At 52.1% G+C, this 21,302-nt stretch carries 22 protein-coding genes and 1 tRNA gene; 18 read left to right on the top strand and 5 right to left on the bottom strand.

Features of this window, described 5'->3' with window-relative positions; genetic code table 11:
* The first annotated feature begins 127 nt into the window (after window positions 1-127).
* The 5 genes from HNV11_RS15655 to HNV11_RS15635 all read left to right on the top strand — a co-directional run bounded on the left by HNV11_RS15655 (window position 128) and on the right by HNV11_RS15635 (window position 5,101).
* Window positions 128-1,222: a Gfo/Idh/MocA family protein gene (locus tag HNV11_RS15655; protein ID WP_171740556.1), complete on the top strand. Its 1,095-nt coding sequence runs from the start codon at window positions 128-130 to the stop codon at window positions 1,220-1,222.
* Window positions 1,223-1,426: 204 nt separating this feature from the next.
* The gene (locus HNV11_RS15650) at window positions 1,427-1,660 is read left to right on the top strand and encodes a hypothetical protein (protein ID WP_171740555.1); all 234 of its coding nucleotides are present in this window, start codon (window positions 1,427-1,429) and stop codon (window positions 1,658-1,660) included.
* 275 nt (window positions 1,661-1,935) lie between these two features.
* Complete coding sequence (locus HNV11_RS15645; RefSeq protein ID WP_012925283.1) at window positions 1,936-2,127, top strand: cold-shock protein; 192 nt, start codon at window positions 1,936-1,938, stop codon at window positions 2,125-2,127.
* 111 nt (window positions 2,128-2,238) lie between these two features.
* The gene (locus tag HNV11_RS15640; RefSeq protein WP_171740554.1) at window positions 2,239-4,371 is read left to right on the top strand and encodes a Tex family protein; all 2,133 of its coding nucleotides are present in this window, start codon (window positions 2,239-2,241) and stop codon (window positions 4,369-4,371) included.
* Window positions 4,372-4,486: 115 nt separating this feature from the next.
* Window positions 4,487-5,101 (top strand): C40 family peptidase, encoded by a 615-nt coding sequence (locus HNV11_RS15635; protein ID WP_240163476.1) that lies wholly within the window; start codon window positions 4,487-4,489, stop codon window positions 5,099-5,101.
* A 70-nt stretch (window positions 5,102-5,171) separates the two neighbouring features.
* On the opposite strand, the gene HNV11_RS15630 is transcribed toward HNV11_RS15635, so the two are convergent.
* Window positions 5,172-5,426, bottom strand: coding sequence for a GIY-YIG nuclease family protein (locus HNV11_RS15630; RefSeq protein WP_171740553.1), 255 nt, complete (start codon window positions 5,424-5,426; stop codon window positions 5,172-5,174).
* A 193-nt stretch (window positions 5,427-5,619) separates the two neighbouring features.
* On the opposite strand from HNV11_RS15630, the gene HNV11_RS15625 reads away from it, so the two are divergent.
* Window positions 5,620-5,693, top strand: a tRNA-Ala gene (locus HNV11_RS15625).
* Window positions 5,694-5,805: 112 nt separating this feature from the next.
* Here the strand turns inward: HNV11_RS15625 and HNV11_RS15620 are convergent.
* Window positions 5,806-6,309, bottom strand: a complete 504-nt coding sequence (locus tag HNV11_RS15620; protein ID WP_171740552.1) for a DUF3299 domain-containing protein — start codon at window positions 6,307-6,309, stop codon at window positions 5,806-5,808.
* 86 nt (window positions 6,310-6,395) lie between these two features.
* Here HNV11_RS15620 and HNV11_RS15615 point away from each other — a divergent pair, with 86 nt between their 5' ends.
* The 5 genes from HNV11_RS15615 to HNV11_RS15595 all read left to right on the top strand — a co-directional run bounded on the left by HNV11_RS15615 (window position 6,396) and on the right by HNV11_RS15595 (window position 10,601).
* Window positions 6,396-7,943 (top strand): sensor histidine kinase, encoded by a 1,548-nt coding sequence (locus tag HNV11_RS15615; protein ID WP_171742202.1) that lies wholly within the window; start codon window positions 6,396-6,398, stop codon window positions 7,941-7,943.
* 4 nt (window positions 7,944-7,947) lie between these two features.
* A complete protein-coding gene (locus HNV11_RS15610) occupies window positions 7,948-8,601 on the top strand; it encodes a response regulator (RefSeq protein ID WP_171742201.1) in 654 nt (217 codons plus the stop codon).
* Window positions 8,602-8,715: 114 nt separating this feature from the next.
* Window positions 8,716-9,351 (top strand): peroxiredoxin, encoded by a 636-nt coding sequence (locus HNV11_RS15605; RefSeq protein ID WP_171740551.1) that lies wholly within the window; start codon window positions 8,716-8,718, stop codon window positions 9,349-9,351.
* 124 nt (window positions 9,352-9,475) lie between these two features.
* Entirely contained in the window at window positions 9,476-9,718 is a 243-nt protein-coding gene (locus HNV11_RS15600) for a hypothetical protein (protein ID WP_171740550.1), read from the top strand.
* A gap of 109 nt (window positions 9,719-9,827) precedes the next feature.
* The gene (locus tag HNV11_RS15595) at window positions 9,828-10,601 is read left to right on the top strand and encodes a glycoside hydrolase family 25 protein (RefSeq protein WP_171740549.1); all 774 of its coding nucleotides are present in this window, start codon (window positions 9,828-9,830) and stop codon (window positions 10,599-10,601) included.
* A gap of 5 nt (window positions 10,602-10,606) precedes the next feature.
* On the opposite strand, the gene HNV11_RS15590 is transcribed toward HNV11_RS15595, so the two are convergent.
* Window positions 10,607-12,271 (bottom strand): ArnT family glycosyltransferase, encoded by a 1,665-nt coding sequence (locus HNV11_RS15590; RefSeq protein ID WP_171740548.1) that lies wholly within the window; start codon window positions 12,269-12,271, stop codon window positions 10,607-10,609.
* A 474-nt stretch (window positions 12,272-12,745) separates the two neighbouring features.
* On the opposite strand from HNV11_RS15590, the gene pgi reads away from it, so the two are divergent.
* From pgi to HNV11_RS15565, 5 genes are all read left to right on the top strand, one after another.
* Window positions 12,746-14,401: a glucose-6-phosphate isomerase gene (gene pgi, locus HNV11_RS15585; RefSeq protein ID WP_171740547.1), complete on the top strand. Its 1,656-nt coding sequence runs from the start codon at window positions 12,746-12,748 to the stop codon at window positions 14,399-14,401.
* A gap of 164 nt (window positions 14,402-14,565) precedes the next feature.
* A complete protein-coding gene (locus HNV11_RS15580) occupies window positions 14,566-15,465 on the top strand; it encodes an outer membrane beta-barrel protein (RefSeq protein ID WP_171740546.1) in 900 nt (299 codons plus the stop codon).
* Window positions 15,466-15,602: 137 nt separating this feature from the next.
* Window positions 15,603-16,475, top strand: a complete 873-nt coding sequence (locus tag HNV11_RS15575; protein WP_171740545.1) for an outer membrane beta-barrel protein — start codon at window positions 15,603-15,605, stop codon at window positions 16,473-16,475.
* Window positions 16,476-16,637: 162 nt separating this feature from the next.
* Window positions 16,638-17,543 (top strand): hypothetical protein, encoded by a 906-nt coding sequence (locus HNV11_RS15570; protein WP_171740544.1) that lies wholly within the window; start codon window positions 16,638-16,640, stop codon window positions 17,541-17,543.
* A gap of 94 nt (window positions 17,544-17,637) precedes the next feature.
* On the top strand, window positions 17,638-18,204 hold the full coding sequence (locus HNV11_RS15565; protein ID WP_171740543.1) for a precorrin-2 dehydrogenase/sirohydrochlorin ferrochelatase family protein: 567 nt from the start codon (window positions 17,638-17,640) through the stop codon (window positions 18,202-18,204).
* Between the two features lie 42 nt (window positions 18,205-18,246).
* On the opposite strand, the gene HNV11_RS15560 is transcribed toward HNV11_RS15565, so the two are convergent.
* Window positions 18,247-19,185, bottom strand: coding sequence for a YihY/virulence factor BrkB family protein (locus HNV11_RS15560; protein WP_171740542.1), 939 nt, complete (start codon window positions 19,183-19,185; stop codon window positions 18,247-18,249).
* Window positions 19,186-19,515: 330 nt separating this feature from the next.
* On the bottom strand, window positions 19,516-19,866 hold the full coding sequence (locus HNV11_RS15555) for a hypothetical protein (protein ID WP_171740541.1): 351 nt from the start codon (window positions 19,864-19,866) through the stop codon (window positions 19,516-19,518).
* A gap of 62 nt (window positions 19,867-19,928) precedes the next feature.
* On the opposite strand from HNV11_RS15555, the gene HNV11_RS15550 reads away from it, so the two are divergent.
* The gene (locus tag HNV11_RS15550; protein ID WP_171742200.1) at window positions 19,929-20,390 is read left to right on the top strand and encodes an OsmC family protein; all 462 of its coding nucleotides are present in this window, start codon (window positions 19,929-19,931) and stop codon (window positions 20,388-20,390) included.
* A 112-nt stretch (window positions 20,391-20,502) separates the two neighbouring features.
* Window positions 20,503-21,297 (top strand): thymidylate synthase, encoded by a 795-nt coding sequence (locus tag HNV11_RS15545; RefSeq protein WP_171740540.1) that lies wholly within the window; start codon window positions 20,503-20,505, stop codon window positions 21,295-21,297.
* Window positions 21,298-21,302 lie beyond the last annotated feature (5 nt).

Here is a 21,302-nt window from a genome sequence, read left to right as displayed (position 1 = left end):
CACCCAATTCTCAACAAAAGTCTTAGCGGGCGGGTTCGGCGGGAAAATTGTTTGCTGACCATCATGGTCGTTTGCAGTTTGTCTGCGAACTTCAAACCATAAACGCTAAACTTCAACCGCTAACCTTATGACTTCGCGCAGAACCTTCCTGCACGCGGCAGCGCTGACCGGTGCCGCTGCCACGATTTCGCCCAACGTCCTGCTGGCGGCTACCGCCCCTAAGAAAGAAAAACTGGGCGTCGCACTGGTGGGTCTTGGCTATTATAGCACGGATCTGCTGGCCCCGGCCCTGCAAAAAACCAAGAATTGTTACCTCGCCGGAATTGTGACCGGAACACCCGCCAAGGCCGAAAAATGGAAAAAGCAGTACAACATTCCGGATAAGAATATCTATTCCTACCAGACCTTCGATCAGATCGCCAACAACCCCGATATTGACGTGGTCTATGTGGTACTGCCCCCCTCCATGCACGAAGAGTACGTCATTCGGGCGGCTAAAGCCGGCAAGCACGTCTGGGTCGAGAAGCCGATGGCGGTTACGGCCAAAGAATGCCAGAACATGATTGATGCCTGCACCAAAAACAAGCGGGTGTTGACGGTTGGCTACCGGCTGCACCACGAGCCCAACACGCAGGAATATGTCAAAGTCCTGCGCGACGGAAAGATTGGAAAGGTGCTGATGGTGAACTGCGCGGCTGGCTATTACGACGCCCGTACTGACCATTGGAAACAGAAGAAAGAAATGGGCGGGGGCGTCATGTATGATATGGGCGTGTATGTGTTGCAGGGAGCCCGGCTGGCCACCGGCGAGGAGCCAATTGCCGTTACGGCCCAGCAGTTCACGAGCCGGCCAGAGGTCTATAAAAATGGCCTGGACGAAACCTCTATGATTCAACTGGTTTTCCCGAGCGGAGCGCGGGCATCTCTGCAAACCAGCTACGGCATGAATATGAACTACCTGCACGTAACGGGTAGCAAAGGAACGCTGCGTATGGAGCCCTACTCGGCTTATAACGGTCAAGCTGGCGATTGGAATGGGAATAAAATTCAGCACCCCTACGAGGTTCCCTGGCAGCAGACGAAGCAGATGGACGATGACGCCGAAGCGATTCTGAACAATAAACCTGTTTTGGTTGGGGGCGAGGAAGGACTCCGCGACATTAAAATCGTAGAGGCCGTTTACCAGGCCGCCCGCACCGGCCGCGAGGTTAAGATTACGTAGGCTAAGGTAAGTTCCTTTCTGGTGAGGCAAAACACTGTATCATCAGAAAGGAATGCTACTCTAAGATAACCTGAGAATGAGCCGCCTGGGTTGTATTGTCGTACATCTATATTATATAGTGTTCGTTTTGTACGCTATGAAAATCTTGCGAGCCGCTGTGCTTTTTGCGTTCTTTGAACCGCAAACCGTAGCCGCTTAGTCTTTATGACGCCCCTCTACTTCTCAACACTACCTGCCACCGAGCAATCTGACATTCTGTATTTCAAAGGCGATATTCTGGCGAACCGCTACGAAGGCGAACATATCTTCCTGCTATATAGTCTGAACGACTTTTACGTTGAACTCCGGTACGACGCCTACCGGAACCGTCTCCAGCACGTTGCGGCCTTTCGGGAAACCGATAAACTGGAGCCGTACCTGCCGTATCTGGCCGATTAACTTATTCATCACAATTAGTAGGCGAATACCGTCGATCAGATTCCTGCGCAGTCTTACTAGCAGTAGTACATCCGGTAGCTTAGTTACTTCTAAATTCGGTTTAGAGCGAACATACTTTACCAGCATAATCTGCTGATTGCTGTTGAAAAAGTGATAAATAATCGAATTGAGGCCCGTGGCCGTGTTTAGCGGATAAAAAGTTATTGGAAAATAAATCCGGCCAGATTTGGAAATCAATATTATTGTGACGTCCTTCGCTTAAATTTTAACAAGCAATGCAAACAGGAACTGTAAAATTCTTTAATGAAACCAAAGGGTTTGGCTTCATTAAACCCGATGACGGTGGTGAAGACATCTTCGTCCACGCTTCCGGTCTCATCGACCAAATCCGTGAAAACGACAAAGTTAAGTTCAATGTCGAGCGCGGTAAGAAAGGCTTAAATGCCGTAAACGTCGAAATGGCTTAATCGTAAGATATACCAAGACAACCGTTGTAAAAAACATGCCAGCTGGCATGTTTTTTTTTGCTCTATCGGGTCTTGGGGGCATTTTTGTGGTTCGATTTCTCCTTGTAGTACATGACTCAACCCGCAACAGTTCCCAGTCCCGAACAACGTACTGCCGCCCGGCTTGGCCTGAACGCCCGGTCGGTGAGTGCCACCATTGACCTCCTGAACGGCGGAGCCACCGTTCCCTTTATCGCCCGCTACCGCAAAGAAGCTACCGGCCAGCTGGACGAGGTGCAGATTGGGCAGATTAAAGACACGTATCAGAAACTACTCGACCTCGACAAACGCCGGGAGGCTATTCTGAAAGCGATTGATGAGCAGGGCAAGCTTACGGCCGACCTGCGCCGGAAGCTGGAAGCCGCCGACTCTCTCACCGAACTCGAAGACCTGTATCTGCCTTATAAACAGAAACGCAAAACCCGCGCCACGATCGCCATGGAGCGGGGGCTTGAACCCCTGGCGAATCTGCTGCTTATCCAGCGCGAAACGAATATTGACCGGGCCGCGCAGCGCTACCTGTCTGACGCTGTACCCTCGGTGGCCGACGCCCTGCAGGGTGCCCGCGACATTCTGGCTGAGCGCATCAGTGAAGACGCCGACGCGCGTCAGCGTATCCGGAATCTGTTTGAACGAGAAGCGATTATCCGCTCGGTTGTCAAAAAAGGGAAAGAAACCGAGGGTGCCAAGTATAAGGATTACTTTGATTTTGCCGAACCACTCCGGCGGGTGCCGTCTCACCGGCTGCTGGCGTTACGTCGGGGTGAGGCCGAGGGCTTTCTGAACGTTAGCATCGGCCCCGATGAAGAGGTAGCTATTGAACGACTGGAACGGCAGTTTGTCAATGGAACGCCCGCCTGCAAAGAGCAGGTAGCGCTGGCCGTACGCGATGGCTATAAACGTCTGCTGAAGCCCGCCCTGGAAACCGAGTTTGACAACCGCTCCAAGGAAAAAGCCGATGCCGAGGCCATCCAGATTTTTGCCGATAATCTGCGCCAGCTGTTGCTGAGTTCACCGCTGGGGCGACAGCGCGTGCTGGCGATTGATCCGGGCTATCGAACGGGCTGTAAATCCGTTTGCCTCGACGCGCAGGGGAATCTGCTGACCGATGCGGTCCTGTATCTGTTCCAGTCGGAAGGGCAGAAGCAGCAGGCAGTACAAACCGTACAGAAACTCATCGAGCAGTATACAATCGACGCGATTGCCATTGGCAACGGTACGGCTGGCCGCGAAACGGAAGAGTTTATCCAAAGTCTGAATCTGGGTAAACCCGTTTTCATGGTCAGTGAACAGGGAGCGTCCGTTTATTCGGCTTCGGAAGTGGCCCGCGAGGAATTCCCTGATCGCGACGTAACGGTGCGGGGCGCTGTGAGCATTGGTCGCCGGCTCATGGACCCGCTGGCTGAACTAGTCAAGATTGATCCCAAATCCATCGGGGTAGGGCAGTACCAGCACGATGTGGACCAGACCGACCTCAAAAACAGCCTGGATTCGGTGGTCGAAAGCTGCGTGAACCAGGTAGGTGTTTCGCTCAATACGGCCAGTGCCTATCTGCTACGTTACGTATCGGGGCTGGGTCCGCAACTGGCGGGGAATATTGTGGCCTATCGGGCGCAGAACGGGGCGTTTACCTCCCGCGAACAGCTCAAAAAGATTCCGCGTCTCGGACCGAAAGCGTTTGAGCAGTGCGCCGGGTTCCTGCGCATCGACGGGGCTAAGAACCCGCTGGACAACAGTGCCGTTCACCCCGAGCGATACGCCGTTGTGGAACGGATGGCGGCCGACCTGAACGCTACGGTAGCCGATCTGATGCGTCGGCCGGAACTGCGTCAGCAGATTCGGCCCGAACGGTACGTAACAAATGCTGTGGGTCTGCCCACCCTGCGCGACATTCTGGCCGAGCTTGAAAAACCGGGCCGCGATCCACGCGAACAGCTATCGGTCTTTGAATACGACGCCCGCGTTCGTTCCCTGGAGGATCTTCGGGAAGGAATGGTATTGCCCGGCGTCGTAACGAACATTACGGCCTTTGGCGCTTTTGTGGACATCGGCGTTAAACAGGACGGACTGGTTCACGTGTCGCAACTAGCCAATCATTACGTATCGGACCCGAAAACCGTGGTGAAGGTGTACCAGAAAGTAAAAGTTAAAGTGCTGGAAGTGGATACGGTCCGCAAGCGGGTTGCGTTATCAATGAAGATTTGATAAGTTGCCATTATAAACTGGTTGGCTACTGGATGTCTGGCCGAAGCCCTGGAACGTTTGCCAGGTCGGATAAAGGCTTAATATCTGGTAGCCCACGAATCCTAATCCCATCTGTATGCAACAACGCTGGTTCCGGGCCGCCAGTCGACCCGTTCTACTGAGTGCTTGCCTGCTTGCAATGCTCACCTCGTGTGAGGTTCTTCGTTCTTCAGGGTCGTCGCATTCGGTCAGTCGTCGTCCGGCCGCGACGCGGCCGGTTGCCCGTCGAACGACTTCCCGGCCCACCGCAGCGTCGGCAAAGTCGGCTGGTAAAGTGGTCGATACCCGCACCTACGAGAATCGCTACGTGCCCGAAGTTGTTAAAATTGCCCGTACTTATACTGGTACGCCGTACCGGTCCGGCGGCAATACGTCGCAAGGAATTGACTGTTCAGGTCTGGTTTACGCTGTTTTCAATACGGTAGGTTTACGCATGCCCCGCATCTCGTGGCAGCAGTCGGAGGTGGGCCGGGAAGTGGAAGTAGAGGAAATTCTACCGGGAGACCTGATCTTTTTTGTGCCCGACAAAGGGCAGGCGGGTTACGTCTCGCACACGGGTATCGTGACGGAGGTGAACGGTGCGCAGAATATTCGCTTCATTCACGCATCCTCCTCGCGGGGCGTTCGGGAGGATAATCTGTTTACGGATTACTTTAAAGGGCGGTTTGTGAAGGCATTACGTCCATTTTAACCCGATGAGTTATAAACGGGCAAAAACAAAAAGCCACGGCGAGCCGTGGCTTTTTGTTTTTACTGTAAAATCAGGCAGCTGGTTGCGGATTACTGATCAGTTCCTCCCAATAGGCCCGATTTTTATTTTTCAGTTTCATTTCCAGACTCAGCGCTTCGTTGCGGGTTGCAAACTGCCGCGTGAATTTCACCTCCCAGGGTTTACCATCGGCCGTGGCAGGGTTCGTTTTGGCATTGTGCTGCCACAGGCTGATTTTCAGGTCTTTGGTTTGGCCGATATAGTATTGGTCGGTCGAGGGGCTGTAGAGGATATAAACGGTATGCATACGTCAGCGGGACTATAACCAAAGCTACGCAAATGTTACTACAAAACAAATCCTCCATGAGCAAACGGATAAATGATTGAATCGGACTAAAATTTTAGAGACCTGGTTTGGGGCGTTTTGAATTTTTCCTCATATTTGCACCCACAAAACAGGACTGGCCGCTGGTTTAACTTTGTTTTGGTTCTCTTAATTTGGGGGTATAGCTCAGTTGGCTAGAGCGCTACAATGGCATTGTAGAGGCCGTCGGTTCGAATCCGACTATCTCCACCTGAACAAAGACGCCACTCTGACCAAGTGGTTTTTTTGTAGATTACCCGTCATAAAAAAATCCTGCTGATCTGAATCAGCAGGATTTTTTTATGTAATGCTATTGAGTAACTTATTGCTCGATCATTTCGGCGTCGGCCAGAATGTAGTTCAGTTCGTATATGTTATCAGCGTTCAGCTTGAGCGTGCCGCGGAACGTCCGACGTTCGTCGGTCTTGAATTTCTTGCTGTTCTTCTTAAACTTCAGCGACACGACCGATTCGGGGCCAGCACCACCGCAGAAAAAACACGCGCTGTAAGGAAACGCCGAAAGTACGTAGGTATTCGATTCCAGATCAACCGGCAGCACGTAGCCCGTCAGTTCGACCGCCTTGCCGTTAAGCTTCTGGATACCCTGCCCGAAGGTAGGATAAAGCATATAGACCGACTCCTCAGCGTACCATTTTTTCTTGAACGTAACATCCCGCAGAACCTCCCAGGATAGCTTTACCGGCTCAGCAGCCAGTGTAGATACGGTCCGTGCCGAAGCTCGAACCTCAGCGGGAGTTGCCACCGGCAGACGGAATGAGAACGAAATCAGGCTGGCGAGCAGCGCAGCAAACAACAGACGGTTCATGGCGTTGGGCATAATGCTATCGAATGTGAAGTAAAACTACGAAAATTACTACATTTACTCAATTATTGGCTTCGATCAGATTTGACGTGTCGGACCTACTCAGCGATAACACAGAAACGAATCAGGCAATTCCATTCCGGTTCACACGTTTGTACGTGACCCTGCTCATTGTCTTAGCGGCCCTGCTGACAATAGGGCAAATTCTGACCCAATGGCGGTTAAGCGCTGTGCAGGACGAGCTTTGGATTATTCGATACGCGGCTTTACAACGCCATCAGAGCCAGCAGATTGTTAAACAGGCCCTGCAGCTGGCCGATCCCAGCGAACGCACCAATTTCACCTATAACGTTGCCGAGCTCCGGCAGGTTTTCCCCAAGTTCGAAAAGTATCATTTGCAGGTTCGGCAGGGACGGGTGCCGGATCACGACATCGCAATTCCTAACTCAGATTCAATTCAGCAGCTCTATAACGGCATTCGCCCGCAATTCGAAGCGTTTCAGCGCAGTGTTCGCCAGTTGATGACGCTGCAGCAGCCTGATGAGATTAATCAGCCCGTCATGCAGGCCAGTCTGCGATTGCTGTTGGCCAACGAAAAGCCGTTTCTGGAAAAAATGGACGGTATTGTTCGGGAATACACGGGCGAACTGCGTACCAAACTTACCCGGCTGCAGGTTATCGAGTTCTATTTATACGGTATTTCCATAGCGGTCCTGATTGGTATAGGTGTCTGGATTTTCCGCCCGGCTGCCCGCAAGCTCCGCCAGACGATTGCGCAGCTGATTGAGGCCGAAAGCCAGACAACAGCCGCCAACCGCGAACTGCTGAACGTAAACAAATCCCTGAAAGAAACCCGGCAGAAACTGTTTGAAGCGACGAAAGAACAGTATGAACGTCAGATTGACGAACAGAAGCTGCGTACGTCATATCTGATTGCGGGTCAGGAAGATGAGCGTAAACGGCTGTCGCGCGAACTTCACGACGGACTGGGGCAGATGCTGACGGCCATCAAACTGCAGATTGAAGGGCTGGAAGCCGGTATGAAACGTAGTATGGCTGTTCCCGCTACGGGAAATGAACCGGTTGCCTTACCGGTTTACGCCAGGAATATCAGCAATCTGAAAAAGTTAGTGACCCAAACGATTCAGGAAACGCGCACGATTTCCAATAACCTCATGCCAACCGTGCTGAGTGATTTCGGGATCGTGCCGGCGTTGAAAATGCTGGCCGAAAATGACCGCAGCGATCAGGTTGACGTAACGTTCGAAACTAATCTGGCGGCAGCAACGCCCCGTTGGGATAAAAACGTTGAAATCATGCTTTATCGGGTAGCGCAGGAAGCCGTCAGTAATGCGGTTCGCCACGCGTACCCTTCCCACGTTCATATCGAACTGATCGAGCGTGAAAAATTTATTCATCTGCTCGTCACGGACGATGGCCGGGGGTTTCGACTGGACGAACACCGCCTGACCGCATCAACCAACGGACGGATCCCTTCGCAGGGACTCCACAATATGCACGAACGCGCCAAACTGCTCAACGGAAAATTAAAAATCACCTCGGTGCCGGGCAAAGGCACTAAAATACAGATCAGTATTCCTTATCAGATGCAATCCGCTCATTATGACGCCAACTAAATTAATGCTGGTGGACGATCACTCGATTGTCCGCGACGGGATTCGGTTGTTACTGGAACAGGCCGAAGGATTAGAGATCATCGACGAAGCTAACGACGGCGAAGAAGCCCTTGAGAAACTGAAAACCCACCAGGCCGACGCCACGCTGCCCGATCTGGTCCTGATGGATATTTCCCTGCCCGGTATGTCGGGTATCCAGACAACGCAGGTCATTTCGCGGCTGCACAAGCACGTGCGGGTGCTGATGCTCTCGATGCATAACAATGAAGATTACATTCTGCGGTCGGTGGAAGCCGGGGCCTACGGGTATATCCTGAAAGATTCGTCGTCGGATGAAATGGTAAAAGCCATCCGGATGATCGCATCCGGCGAAAAATATTACAGCTCGCCAGTGGCGTCGATTATTCTGAGCGGCTATATGCAACAGCTTAAAAAAGGCAGCAAACAAAGCCGCGACGTTCAGCCATCACGGTTATCGAATAAGGAAAAAGAAATTCTGCAGTTTCTGGTTGATGGGATGAGCAGCCGCGAAATTGCCGAGCGGCTCCAGCTCAGCGTACGCACCGTTGATAACCACCGGGCTAATATGATGCGTCGGCTGCAGGTACGAAATGCCGCCGAACTGGTGCGCATTGCTGTTGAAGAGAAACTGATTTGAAATTTTTTATTTCCGGTTTACGTTTGCCTCCGTAAACCGGCCATCATGCCGGTTTTTCCGTTTCACTATTACTAGATTAAGTTTATCGAGTTTATCAATTAAAATCGTTTAATCATGTCACTTCGCTTAGGAGACATCGCGCCCGATTTTGAGGCCGACACCACGCAGGGCCACATTCGTTTTCACGAATGGCTGGGCAATTCATGGGGAATGCTGTTTTCACACCCGGCTGATTTTACGCCGGTCTGCACAACCGAGTTAGGCCGTACCGCGTTGCTGAAAGACGAGTTCAGCAAGCGAAACGTAAAGGTTATTGCCGTGTCGGTCGATGATCTGGATTCGCATAACCGCTGGACGCCCGATATTAAAGACGTAACCGGCTCGGAAGTAAACTTTCCGCTCATTGCCGACTCCGACCGGAAAGTGGCCGAACTGTATGATATGATCCATCCGAACGCAAGCGAGAAATCGACTGTGCGCTCGGTATTTGTGATTGGGCCTGATAAGAAAATTAAACTGACGCTGACCTATCCGGCTTCGACAGGCCGCAATTTCAACGAGTTGCTGCGCGTCATCGACTCGCTGCAACTGACAGCCGACTACCAGGTGGCTACTCCCGCGGACTGGCAGGAGGGCGAAGACGTGATCGTAACCCCAGCCGTAACCAACGACCAGCTGGAAGGGAAGTTTCCGAAAGGGGTTACGTTTGTTAAGCCTTATCTGCGCACAACGCCCCAGCCGAATAAATAAAAAGTTAGCAGCCCGTTAGGACGCTTCGCCGGTCCTAGGCTATGGCGTTGGCTATAAAACTTCAAACAAACCTTCTTCGTCTACCGTTAGCACAGTGTTTCCCATTTTAAACAGCGCTAACGTTATGGCAAAGAAAAATCAGAATCCGCAGCATGATGAAGGGCCGGTGGCAGAGGCCATTGAAGAACAAACTGCCAAATTGCCGTCCGACATTTTCTTATGGTCGGCATTAGGGTCCATGGCAGTTTCACTGTATTTACAAGCGGTGGGCGACCGTGACCGTAGTCTGTTCGTTGGTCAGTGGGCAGCTCCGTTCCTGATTCTGGGCCTATACAACAAATTAGTGAAGCTGGAAGGACACGACTAATCTTCGTGCTTTCCGGGAAGAAAAGCCTTCTGTTCCTGCAGGGGGCTTTTTTGTATGCATTCTATTCAGGGAGAAACCGTATTTTCGGCCCGGAAACCAATTAATTTGCATGAAGAGCCGCGTTCTGGTCAACATCATTTTTCGTCGTTACGGACTGTGGATTTCGGCGTTGATGGTGCTGTTTGTCGTTGTCTGGGTGTTTCGCTCCCGCGCAAAAGACGAGATGGACTGGCGGTTTGTGAAGGCGTTCGGCATTCGCGTTCCGATGCGGTATGGGATTCATGGAATCGACGTCTCGCGGCATAATGACCGGATCAACTGGCAACGTGTTCGCCAGATGGAGGCCGATGGGGTGCGCCTGCAGTTTGTCTTTATCAAAGCTACCGAAGGCGCAACGCTGGCGGATAAGCACTTCGACAAAAACTGGCGGGAAGCCAAAAAATCGGCTTTGCGCCGGGGCGCGTACCATTTCTACCACCCCACGCGCGATCCGTTAAAGCAGGCCAGCAATTTTATCCGGCACGTTGAACTCAGCCCGGGCGATTTTGCCCCGGTGGTTGATTTTGAGGTGACCAACGGACAGTCCGACAAAACGATCATTGATGGACTGCGGCTCTGGCTTGAAACCATCGAAGCGCATTATCACGCCCGTCCTATCATTTACACCAACGGTAATCTGTACCGTCGATATATTAAAGGCAATATGGATGAGTATCCGCTCTGGATTGCTGACTACTCCAATCCTCATCTGCGTAACTACGACGCCGACAAGTTATATCTCTGGCAGCATAATCAGAGCGGCTGGGTGCAGGGCATCCGGGGGCGGGTTGATTTCAATGTGTTCGTAATGGACGAAGACCGACTGGGCGACATCTGCCTGTAAGGCGTCTATCTGGCCCGGCGTCGATAGAACACAAACCCGTTTTCTGAGCCTGTTTTCTGAATGTCGGGCAGCGAATCGAGCGGGGTGTTCCGATCGGTGTTTTTCTTGATAAACCACACGTCTTTATCGATCTTACCGCGCAGCAACCAGTTGTCGTTGTAATAATTGGGATTGGTGACGGGCGGTTTCCGCGTATAGAAAAAGGGGCCGTAACTGCGGTAACCGTATGCTTTGACGTAAACGTTCTGGCCCTGCGCCCGCTCAAAGAACCGCATGGCAGCCGCCTGCGAAATGCCCTCGATGCGCCCGATGAAAAACCAGAGCGTGAGCGTAATAAACACGGCCATACCGCCGAAGAGCGTCACGACCGCCCGATTTACTTCATACCGGCTAAACCAGCGAATTGTCAGAACCAGAATAATGAACAGCCAGATACCGGGCAGCACTTCCCAGCCGGTCCAGTTGATGCTGGCGTTCAGATTGGCCTGCGTAAAGGCATCCTGATCGGCAATGGATTTTACCAGATCCATGCGATGAGCCAGAATTGGTAAGGCAATCGTAGCCAGCACAAAAACGCCCCCGACAATAATCAGACCCGCCCGTAGCCAGTTGTTAAACTGAATTTTTCGGTCTTCCAGATGCGTAAGCGTCAACGTTGCCAGGTAGGTGACGGGAAAGTAGCAGAGCGAGGAGTAATGAACAATCTTCGACTGAACAACGCTGAACAGAATCAGCACCACCCAGAACAGAATGAGCATCCACCGCCGGAATTCGCGCTGATAACTCCGTTCGATGAACAGCGATCCGAACGCCCGGATAGCGAAGATAGAGGCCGGGAAGCAGCCCACCAGCAGAATAATGAAGTGGTAGCCAGGAAAACCGGCATGACCGGCATCGGGCTGGCTGAAGAGCCGGAAATTATAACTTAAGAACTCGCGGGCAAACGTAGCGCCGTGCTGCAGCGTCTCGATGCCGTACCAGGTTACCGACAGAAGCGAAGCGGCCAGCGAGTAAAAAATAAACTGGGCGGGCGTAATGAACCAGCGGAATCGGCTCAGCATCCAATAGATTCCCAGCACCAGACACACGATCAGATAAGCTACCGGGCCTTTGGTTATGATTCCCATACCCAGTACGAAGCCACCGATAAACAGGTAATTCCACACGCCCCGGGTTATGAGCAGGTTGCTGGCGATGCCTTCGCGTTTCCAGGAGGCAAAAATCAGGTTGACCAGTCCACCAAAAATGAACAGGTTGAAAAACGGGTCAATGATGCCGGAGCGGAAATAGAGGTGGGGCGTAACGGACCCCAGATAAGCCAGCGCCCAGATCAGGCCAAAGCGATGGCCATGCAGTTTGGAACCCAGATGATACAGGTAAATAAGCGTGATAATGCCGCAGATTGCATTGGGCAGCCGGGCCGCAAACTCAGTTGGGCCAAACAGATTCATCATCAACGACTGGCACCAGAAAAAGAAAGGTGGTTTCTCGTAGAAGGGTTTGAAATCAATATGGACACGCAGGTAATCGCCCAAAACGACCATCTCCCGCGAACACTCGGCAAAATTTATTTCATCCCAGTCGAACAGGCGAACGCCACCCAGAAACGGGATAAAAAACAGGGCGCCCACGACGGCAAGGACCAGCGAATAAAAGAGTTTCTGATTCATTCGTACGCAAAAAGCCCCGCTCAGTTGCAGCAAACGGGGCTGTAAAAGTAGTCGAAATCGCTAAATGTAAACTCATTGAGGGCCAAAGAGCCGGATAAGTAATCAGCCTGCCCGGCCAGTCTGTCGGCCTGGCATCCGGCTAATAACGTCATTGTCGAGGCCTGGCGTACGCTTGTCCAGCCAGAAAAACCGGGAGACGGATCATTTCGCTGCGCATCAGCCGGTTAGGTAACTTGGGCCAGAAGGCTGTGAGAAGCGTCCCGGCTATGGTTGATCGGGCGTAATCCGGGCAGAAAAAAAGCGTGCGCCCGCGCTGTTACCCACAGGACGCACTACCGGTTGAAAAGATTGCGGGGGATTGGCGATATTCGCGCCGACAACCTGAATTTGTTCTGTGAACCTGGGTTCCGGCGTCAGCACCTGCACCCGTAACGGCGGACCAACGTATTCCAATCAAACCCAAACAAAATTTCCATGCTCCAGAATCATCGCTTTACCGATTTGCCAGCCTACGCTCAGCTTCTGGCTCATTATGATGAGTTGAAGGATCGCCATATGCGTGATCTTTTCGCTGAAGATCCGGACCGATTCACCCGCTTTACGCGGCAGTTTGACGATATCCTGCTCGATTTTTCTAAAAACCGTATTACCGCCGAAACGCTCACGCTGCTCCTTCAGCTCGCCGGGCAGGCTGGTCTGACCGATGCCATTGGCAAAATGTTCTCGGGCGACAAAATCAACCGGACCGAAGACCGTGCCGTGCTGCACGTTGCGCTCCGTAATCGCTCCAATACGCCCGTTCTGGTGGATGACAAAGACGTAATGCCGGAAATTAACGAGGTTTTGGCGCGGATGAAACGCTTTTCGGATCGGGTTCAGTCGGGTGAGTGGAAAGGATATACGGGTCAGGCGATTACCGACGTAGTCAACATCGGGATTGGGGGCTCTGATCTGGGTCCGGTTATGGTCACCGAAGCCTTGAAACCTTACGCCAAAGCAGGACTGAACGTTCACTTTGTTTCGAATGTGGATGGTGTGCATATCTATGAAACGTTGCAGACCGTTAAACCCGAAACAACCCTGTTTCTGATTGCGTCGAAGACCTTTACGACCCAGGAAACCATGACCAACGCCCAGACGGCCCGGCAGTGGTTTCTGGAAAACGGCGGTTCGGAGGGCGATATCGCCAAACACTTCGCGGCTCTGTCGACCAACCGCAGTGAAGTAGAGAAATTCGGGATTGATGTCGAAAATATGTTTGGGTTCTGGGACTGGGTTGGCGGCCGCTATTCGCTCTGGTCAGCCATTGGTCTGTCGATAGCCTTATACGTTGGATTTGACAATTTTGAGGAGTTGCTGGCCGGCGGGCACGCCATGGATCAGCATTTCCGCGATACGCCGGCTGAGCAGAATCTGCCCGTGCTGCTGGCGCTGATCGGTATCTGGTATAACAACTTTTTTGGCGCGCAGACCGAAGCCATTCTGCCCTACGATCAGTACATGCACCGGTTTGCAGCCTATTTCCAGCAGGGCGACATGGAAAGTAACGGTAAGTCGGTCGATCGCGATGGAAATCCGGTCGATTACCAGACCGGTCCGATTATCTGGGGCGAACCCGGCACCAACGGCCAGCATGCGTTCTACCAGCTCATTCACCAGGGAACCAAGCTGATTCCCTGCGATTTTCTGGCTCCGGCCATTAGTCAGCGACCCATTGGCGAACACCACAAGATTCTGATGGCCAATTACTTTGCGCAGACCGAGGCCCTCATGAACGGCAAAACTGCCGAAGAAGCCGCCGAGGAACTCCGTAAAGCCGGAAAAAGCCCCGATGAAGTGAATGCGCTGACGCCGTTCAAAGAGTTTTCGGGCAACCGGCCAACCAACTCGATACTGTTTAAAAAGCTGACGCCCCGCACACTGGGCAGTCTGATTGCGCTGTATGAGCATAAAATCTTCACGCAGGGCGTTATCTGGGACATTTTCAGCTTTGATCAGTGGGGCGTGGAACTCGGGAAGCAACTAGCCAGCCGCATTCTGCCAGAACTACAGGATGACGCACCCGTTAGCAGCCACGACAGTTCGACCAATGGCCTGATGAATGCGTTCAAGAAGTTTCGAACGGAGTAGAGACTGATGTAAATGCAAAATTTTCAATGTTTCAGCCAATAGTTTACTAAATTTATAGATTAAAGGGATTATTTACAAACATTGTTGGTATCAGGCTGTTAAGGTGGATGTGAGCTACGCAAGCTCACATCCACCTTTTTCATTAACTCAACGGATAAATGAACATGAAGAAACAACTTACGCTTTTAGCTGCTGGTCTGTTCAGCATGGGTCTGGCAACGGCTCAAACAACCACAAATACGTATTCATCGACCGTCAACGCGACGGACCCAACGTATACCTCGCCAGTAACGACCGATAGTACCAACGCGGCCGGTACGACCAGTAACGCATATTCAACCTCGCCGTCAGCAATGACCAGTAGCAGCGGGACAACGACCGGAACCTATTCGACCAACAGCGCGTCATCGCCTACCTACGGCACCACAACGACCACAACAACCGATACGTATAGCACAAACAGAGCCGATCGTAAGACGCGCGACAAGGCTACGAAGGATTACAAGAACTTTGTTTTCGGAATTTATGCCGGTCCGAACAGTACAAAATTCAAGGGTGAGGCCATTGACGCTAACGGCAATCGGGATGCGCTGACCGGGCGGCTGGGCTATCAGGCCGGTTTTTTTGTTCGGGGTGGGGGACGGTTATACGGCCAGTTGGGGGCTGAATATTTTGCCTCCAGTTCAAATTATTTCACGGCTGGCGATGGTCAGTCGGCTAGCGTCATTCAGGATCAGATCAATATCCGATACGTTCAGATTCCGGTGTATATCGGTTACAAGCTGGTTGAGTCGGACCGGGGCATTTCGGCCGTTCGCCTGCAGGTCGGACTTGAATACGCCAACCGGATCAGTGCAAACAGCAACTCATTCAACCTGAGCAATTCAGAAATCAAGAGCGGTACGTTTAACGGACTTGGACAACTCGGCTTCGACATCGGCCCGCTGCTTATTGACCTGACCTATCATCACGGGTTCAGCAATAGCATTGAAGCGGTTAATTCAACCGGCTTTGCGGGTTCGCAGCGACGTGTCCTGAGCGCCAGCGTTGGTTTTAAATTTTAAGCCTGATTCTCAACTCATCATATAGGGATTTTTCATAGAAGATAAGAATTATTAAAACATTGCAAGCCGTTGGCCTGTTACAGAGGGTGTAATTACGATTACACCTTTTTTTGTACAACTCAACGCTATAAAACACAATGAAAACTCATGTTACATTGCTGGCAACCTGCCTGCTTGGTGCTGGTATCGTGAACGGCCAGAACACCATGAACAATTCGTCGACAACAACGACGACCACCAATTCAACGTACAGCGCTACGCCGACGACTACGACAATTGACAGCACAAATGCTGCATCGCAGTCGAACATGAACAACGGTGCCACCATGAGCAATGGGACCATGTCGAACGGCTCGACGATGACCAATGGTACCATGAACAGTACGGGTACCACCACAACAACAACGACCACTGCTGGTGACTACAACAACGCGGCAACTACCAGTTCAATGAACATGCGGCCGGACCGCGATCGGGCTTTAGGCGATAAAGACGGTAAATTCGGGGTATATGCCGGTGTAAACTTTTCCCGCTTCGTTAACGAACCCATTCCGGATGGGGCTTACCGGGCTGGCTGGCAGTTGGGTCTGTATGGCCGTACGGCCGGTACTGTTTTTGGTCAGCTGGGCGTAGAATATCGTAATTCCACCACGAACTTAGTGCGGTCAGGTTCGAATCAGAGCACCCCAACGGTAGGCGAGGTTCGCGGCAAAATTGATCAGCACTTCCTGGCCATCCCGGCTTACGTTGGTCTGCGGATCGGGGGCACATTAGGTCTGCGCATCCAGGCAGGTGCTGAACTGTCGGCGCTGGTAGCCATTGGTGACAACAACTTCAGACTGGGTAACGACGATGTTAAACGGACAATCCTGAACGGTCTGGTTGGTGCTGGTATCAACCTGGGCCCTCTGACGCTGGACGCCCTGTATAACCACGGTCTGCAAAATGTATTCGAGAACGCCGATACGAAGCGTAATATGCTTGCGCTGAATCTGGGTTTCCGTTTCTAATACTAACACTACTTCATCAGCAAGAGCCGCCCCAACGGGCGGCTTTTTTTATGGCTCATTGGTTAAAGAAAGGCCTGTTTTACTTAAAAAGGCCAAACATTCATTAAAACTATAGGGTTGTTAGAGTAAATGGCCGAATGGTATATTTCAACTCAACACGTTATGAAAACGAATTCTTTAACCGCTTTCTTGCTGATGGTAGGTATGTGCAGCGCCGGCCTGACGTTTGGTCAGCGAAACGCGTATAATGATCGTTACGATCGCAATCGTGACTATGAACCCTCACGCCGGGACGAACGCCGACAGGATCGTCGTATGGACGATGTATTAGAAGACCGGCGTGAATACAACCTGCGCGATGAGGAGTACCGGCGTTACGATAACCGCTACGAAGAGCGCCGGGGCAACGATCGCAACTATGGCCGGATGTATGATGAGCGCGACCTGAGCCGGGCCTACGACGAAGGCTTCGAGGATGGCCAGCGTAGCATGGAACGGGCTGAGCGTCAGGAACGTCGGGAGAACTATAAAAATTTCACCTTTGGCCTGTATGCCGGTGCCAACTCGACCCGTTTTGAGGGCGAGTCTGTGGAAGGCAATCGGCTCAGTGGCCGACTGGGCTATCAGGTTGGTTTCTTCGTGCGCGGGGGCGGGCGACTTTATGGCCAGATTGGTGCCGAGTACCTGACGTCTAGTTCGGAGTTTTTCAGGGCGGGCGACGGACAGGTAAACGGCATTGCCGACATTACGGGGAATGTTGATCAGAAGTATCTGCATATTCCGGCTTATATTGGGGTTAAACTGGCGCAGTCGGACCGGGGCGTGTCGGCGGTGCGGCTGGCCGTTGGCGCAGAGTATGCCGCGCCACTGGGCGTGAACAACAACGCCTTCAATTTTGAGCAGGGTGACTTCCGGGCCGCCACGGTTAATGGACTGGTGAACCTGGGTTTCGACGCGGGTCCACTGATGCTGGGTTTCGTATATCACCACGGGTTTGCGGATGTCATTGAAGGCACGACCAACACCAAACGCCGGATTCTAAGCGTAAACGTCGGCGTGAAATTCTAAACATCCAGGCAGTAAGTTAAGTAGGGTATAAACAGTGTAAGTTTGCAGAGCACTTACCTCGTTTATACCCTACTGCTTTGTCTGACTTTCCACTATGAATACTCTGTTTCCCATTTTCGTCAAGGCCGAACAACTGCACACTCTTATTGTGGGTGGTGGATACGTTGGCCTGGAGAAAGCTACGGCTCTGCTCGGCAATGCGCCCGACGCCCGCGTTACGCTCGTGGCCCCTTTCATCCGGGATGAACTGCACGCGATGGCCCGCGAACACCCGAAGCTGGAGCTTATTCAGGAGCCGTATCATGAAGTGTATTTGACCGATAAAGACCTTGTAATTGTTGGTACGAACGACAAAGCCGTGAACCGGCAGGTGCAGGCCGACTGTAAAGCCCGGCGCATTCTGGTCAACGTAGCCGATACGCCCGATCTGTGCGATTTTTACCTGAGTTCGGTCGTGAAAAAAGGCGATCTTAAAATTGCCGTTTCAACCAACGGCAAATCGCCGACGTTTGCGAAGCGGTTCCGGGAAGTGCTGGAGGAAATCCTGCCCGATAGTCTGCAGGAAACGCTGGACAACCTGACGGCGATCCGTAATCAGCTCAAGGGTGATTTTGTGCAGAAGATGGAGAAGCTGAACGAAATTACGAAAGTCCTCAAATAAGTCGCAACGGCCATTGACGGGCCGTCGGCCGACTACGGTTTTTCACTGCTTGTGTACCGGTGGCAGTGTATCAACTACCCGCTCGGCTTCGCGCCGTTCTACGTAAACCGCATACTCGGCCGGGCGTATGCGTCGGCCATTTTTGTCGGCGTTGACCTGCGTAAACTCCGCTCCGAAATAAAGAATTGCGGCTGTGTAGTAGATCCAGACCAGAATGACAATCAGCGAACCGGCGGCTCCGTAGGTTGAACCCGTGCCCGTTGTTTCGATATAAAGCCCGATCAGATACCGCCCGAGCATAAACATCATCGCCGTAAAAATGGCTCCCCAGCGCACGTCGCGCCAGCTGATCTTTACGTCCGGCAGAACCTTGAAGATGGTCCCAAACAACGTTGTAACAACCCCGAGGCTGATGATCAGATTGACCAGTTTCACCAGAAAGACAGTAATGTTGGGCAGGTAGAGCGTAAGCCGGTTGCTTAATGCCAGAATGAGTCCGTTGATGATCAGCGAAACAACCAGCAGAAAGCCCAGGCTGATGATCAGGGAAGACGACAGGAGCCGGTCGCACAGCAGTTTTACCCAGCCCCGCTTGGGTTTGGCCTTTACGCGCCAGATCAGATTGATAGAGTCCTGAATTTCAACAAAGACACTGGTTGCGCCAACCAGCAGGGTAATCACACTGGTGACAACCGCTACCGTGGTTTTGCCCGAAAGCTGCACCTGCTTAATCATTTCCTGGATCTGCCGGGCGGCTTCATTGCCCACCAGTTCATTGATCTCCGAGAATATCTGCCCCTGAATGGCTTCTTCGCCAAAAAAAACACTGGCCAGCGCAATGATCATGACCAGCAGGGGAGCTAAGGCAAACACCGTGTAATACGCCAGGGCAGCGCTAAGCTTTAAACCCCGGTCTTCGGTAAATCCATTATAACTATCAACCAGTATAGACCAGAATGTTTTGGGTGTAATTCTAGGCATAGGTGTAATGCGAGTGAACGAAAATGCGGCTGGTTTGCTGATACCGGCTTTACAACCAGAAGTATAAGCAGGCTAGCCGGTTAACCTCAGGCAAGTTAACGCGCTTCGTCCGACAATGTTTAAACCCGTAAATTTGTGAAATACCCAACGTCGAAATTGCGCACCAACTGGCAGGAGCAGTGCTAAACTGTCGGAAAATGTATGGCGTGACGAAGACAGGCTGAGCAGCCTAGTCGCCAAACCTTAACGTAAACCCGATAACCTTACAGGTTGATGGTTTTTTCAGATGACAATTGCTGAACCGAAGCCCGGACAGTTAGACAGAAGCGGTCAGAACAGATGCAGCCCAAAAACCCGCAGAGAAACGGGCTCGTTATGCAGAATAAAGAAGTACACCAGACCGGCCAGGACTAAATAGCTGAAAGCCAGCCATTTTTTCTTCTGTTCAAATTCAATGGGATGATGGTGGTAATCATAAATCATGGAAGCCGATAAACCCATCACCATTAGAAAGAACGAGAACACGCCAAAATCTGTTCGGTACATGCTGACCGAGTGCATAAACCGGGCGCCCGCAATTATGTAAAGCAACCAGCAACCAAAGCCTGCCCGGTATAGGTAGACGCTCAGCCTTCGATCGTTTTTTAGATCGAAAATATCGTCAGTGAATTTTTCGGACATAGCCTGTTAAACGTTTGGGCTGGTGAAAATACGAACTCTTAGGTATAAACGCAAAAAAGATGATGCTTGATTCACAACCGGTTGAGGCCGTTCCTGAATTTAATACCATGCAGATTGAACTCGTACGCGTGGACGATGCCTTCCATTTTGAAGCCGTCGGGAAGTCGGGTATACCCCAGCATATTGACGCGGCTACCGACATCGGCGGGCACAATGCCGGAGCGCGGCCCATGGAGATGCTGCTGATGGGACTGGCGGGTTGCTCGGCTATCGACGTGATCCTGATCCTGCAAAAGCAGAAGCAGGTCATCGACGATTTCCGGCTGACAGTCGATGGCTTACGGGAGAAGGGCGCTACACCGGCTCCATTTAAAAAGATTCATATCACCTACCTCCTGAAAGGTCAGCTGGACGCCAACCGCGTGAAGCGGGCGATTGATCTGTCCATGGATAAATACTGCTCAGCTACGGCGCAGTTCCGGCCAACGACTGAGATTACGTACTCGTTTGAGATTCAGCCGTAACGGTCATCTTCCGGCATAGCCAGGGCGGGGGGGATATAACCCGTCGCGGGAAAATAAAGCGTTCTTACGTTGGCGTCTCCTAAAAGAGACGCCTTTTTTGTTTCTTTGCCCCATGCAACAATACCACGACCTACTCCGGCATATTCTGGCCAACGGCACCCGTAAAACCGACCGAACCGGCACCGGTACGATCAGCGTATTTGGTTATCAGATGCGCTTCAACCTGCAGGAGGGCTTTCCGTTACTGACCACCAAAAAAGTCCATACCCGCTCGATTATCCACGAATTGTTGTGGTTTATCAAAGGAGATACGAATATCAAGTATTTGAAAGACAATGGGGTGAGTATCTGGGATGAGTGGGCCGATGAAAACGGCGACCTGGGTCCGGTGTATGGCAAACAGTGGCGAAGCTGGGCCGCGCCCGACGGGCGCGTGATTGACCAGTTGCAGGATGTATTGAACCAGTTAAAGCGAAGCCCCGATTCGCGCCGGATGATTATTTCGGCCTGGAACCCCGCCGACGTACCGAATATGGCGCTGCCGCCCTGCCACCTGCTGATGCAGTTCTACGTAGCCGACGGCAAGCTGTCCTGTCAGCTTTACCAGCGGAGCGCCGACGTGTTTCTGGGCGTACCGTTCAATATTGCCTCGTATGCCCTGCTGACCATGATGATTGCGCAGGAATGCGGCTACGAAGCCCATGAGTTTATCTGGACGGGGGGCGACACGCACCTGTATCTGAATCATCTGGAGCAGGTTGAGACGCAGCTAGCCCGCCAGCCCCGCCCGTTACCAACGATGCGCCTGAATCCAGCTGTCCAGTCGGTTTTCGACTTTACGTACGACGATTTTACGCTCGAAAACTACGATCCACATCCGGCCATCAAAGCCCCCGTAGCCGTATAGCTGGA

The organism is Spirosoma taeanense, assembly GCF_013127955.1.
Lineage (GTDB): Bacteria > Bacteroidota > Bacteroidia > Cytophagales > Spirosomataceae > Spirosoma > Spirosoma taeanense.
Note: the sequence above shows the minus strand (reverse complement) of the source record. Positions and strands in the feature narration are given on the sequence as shown.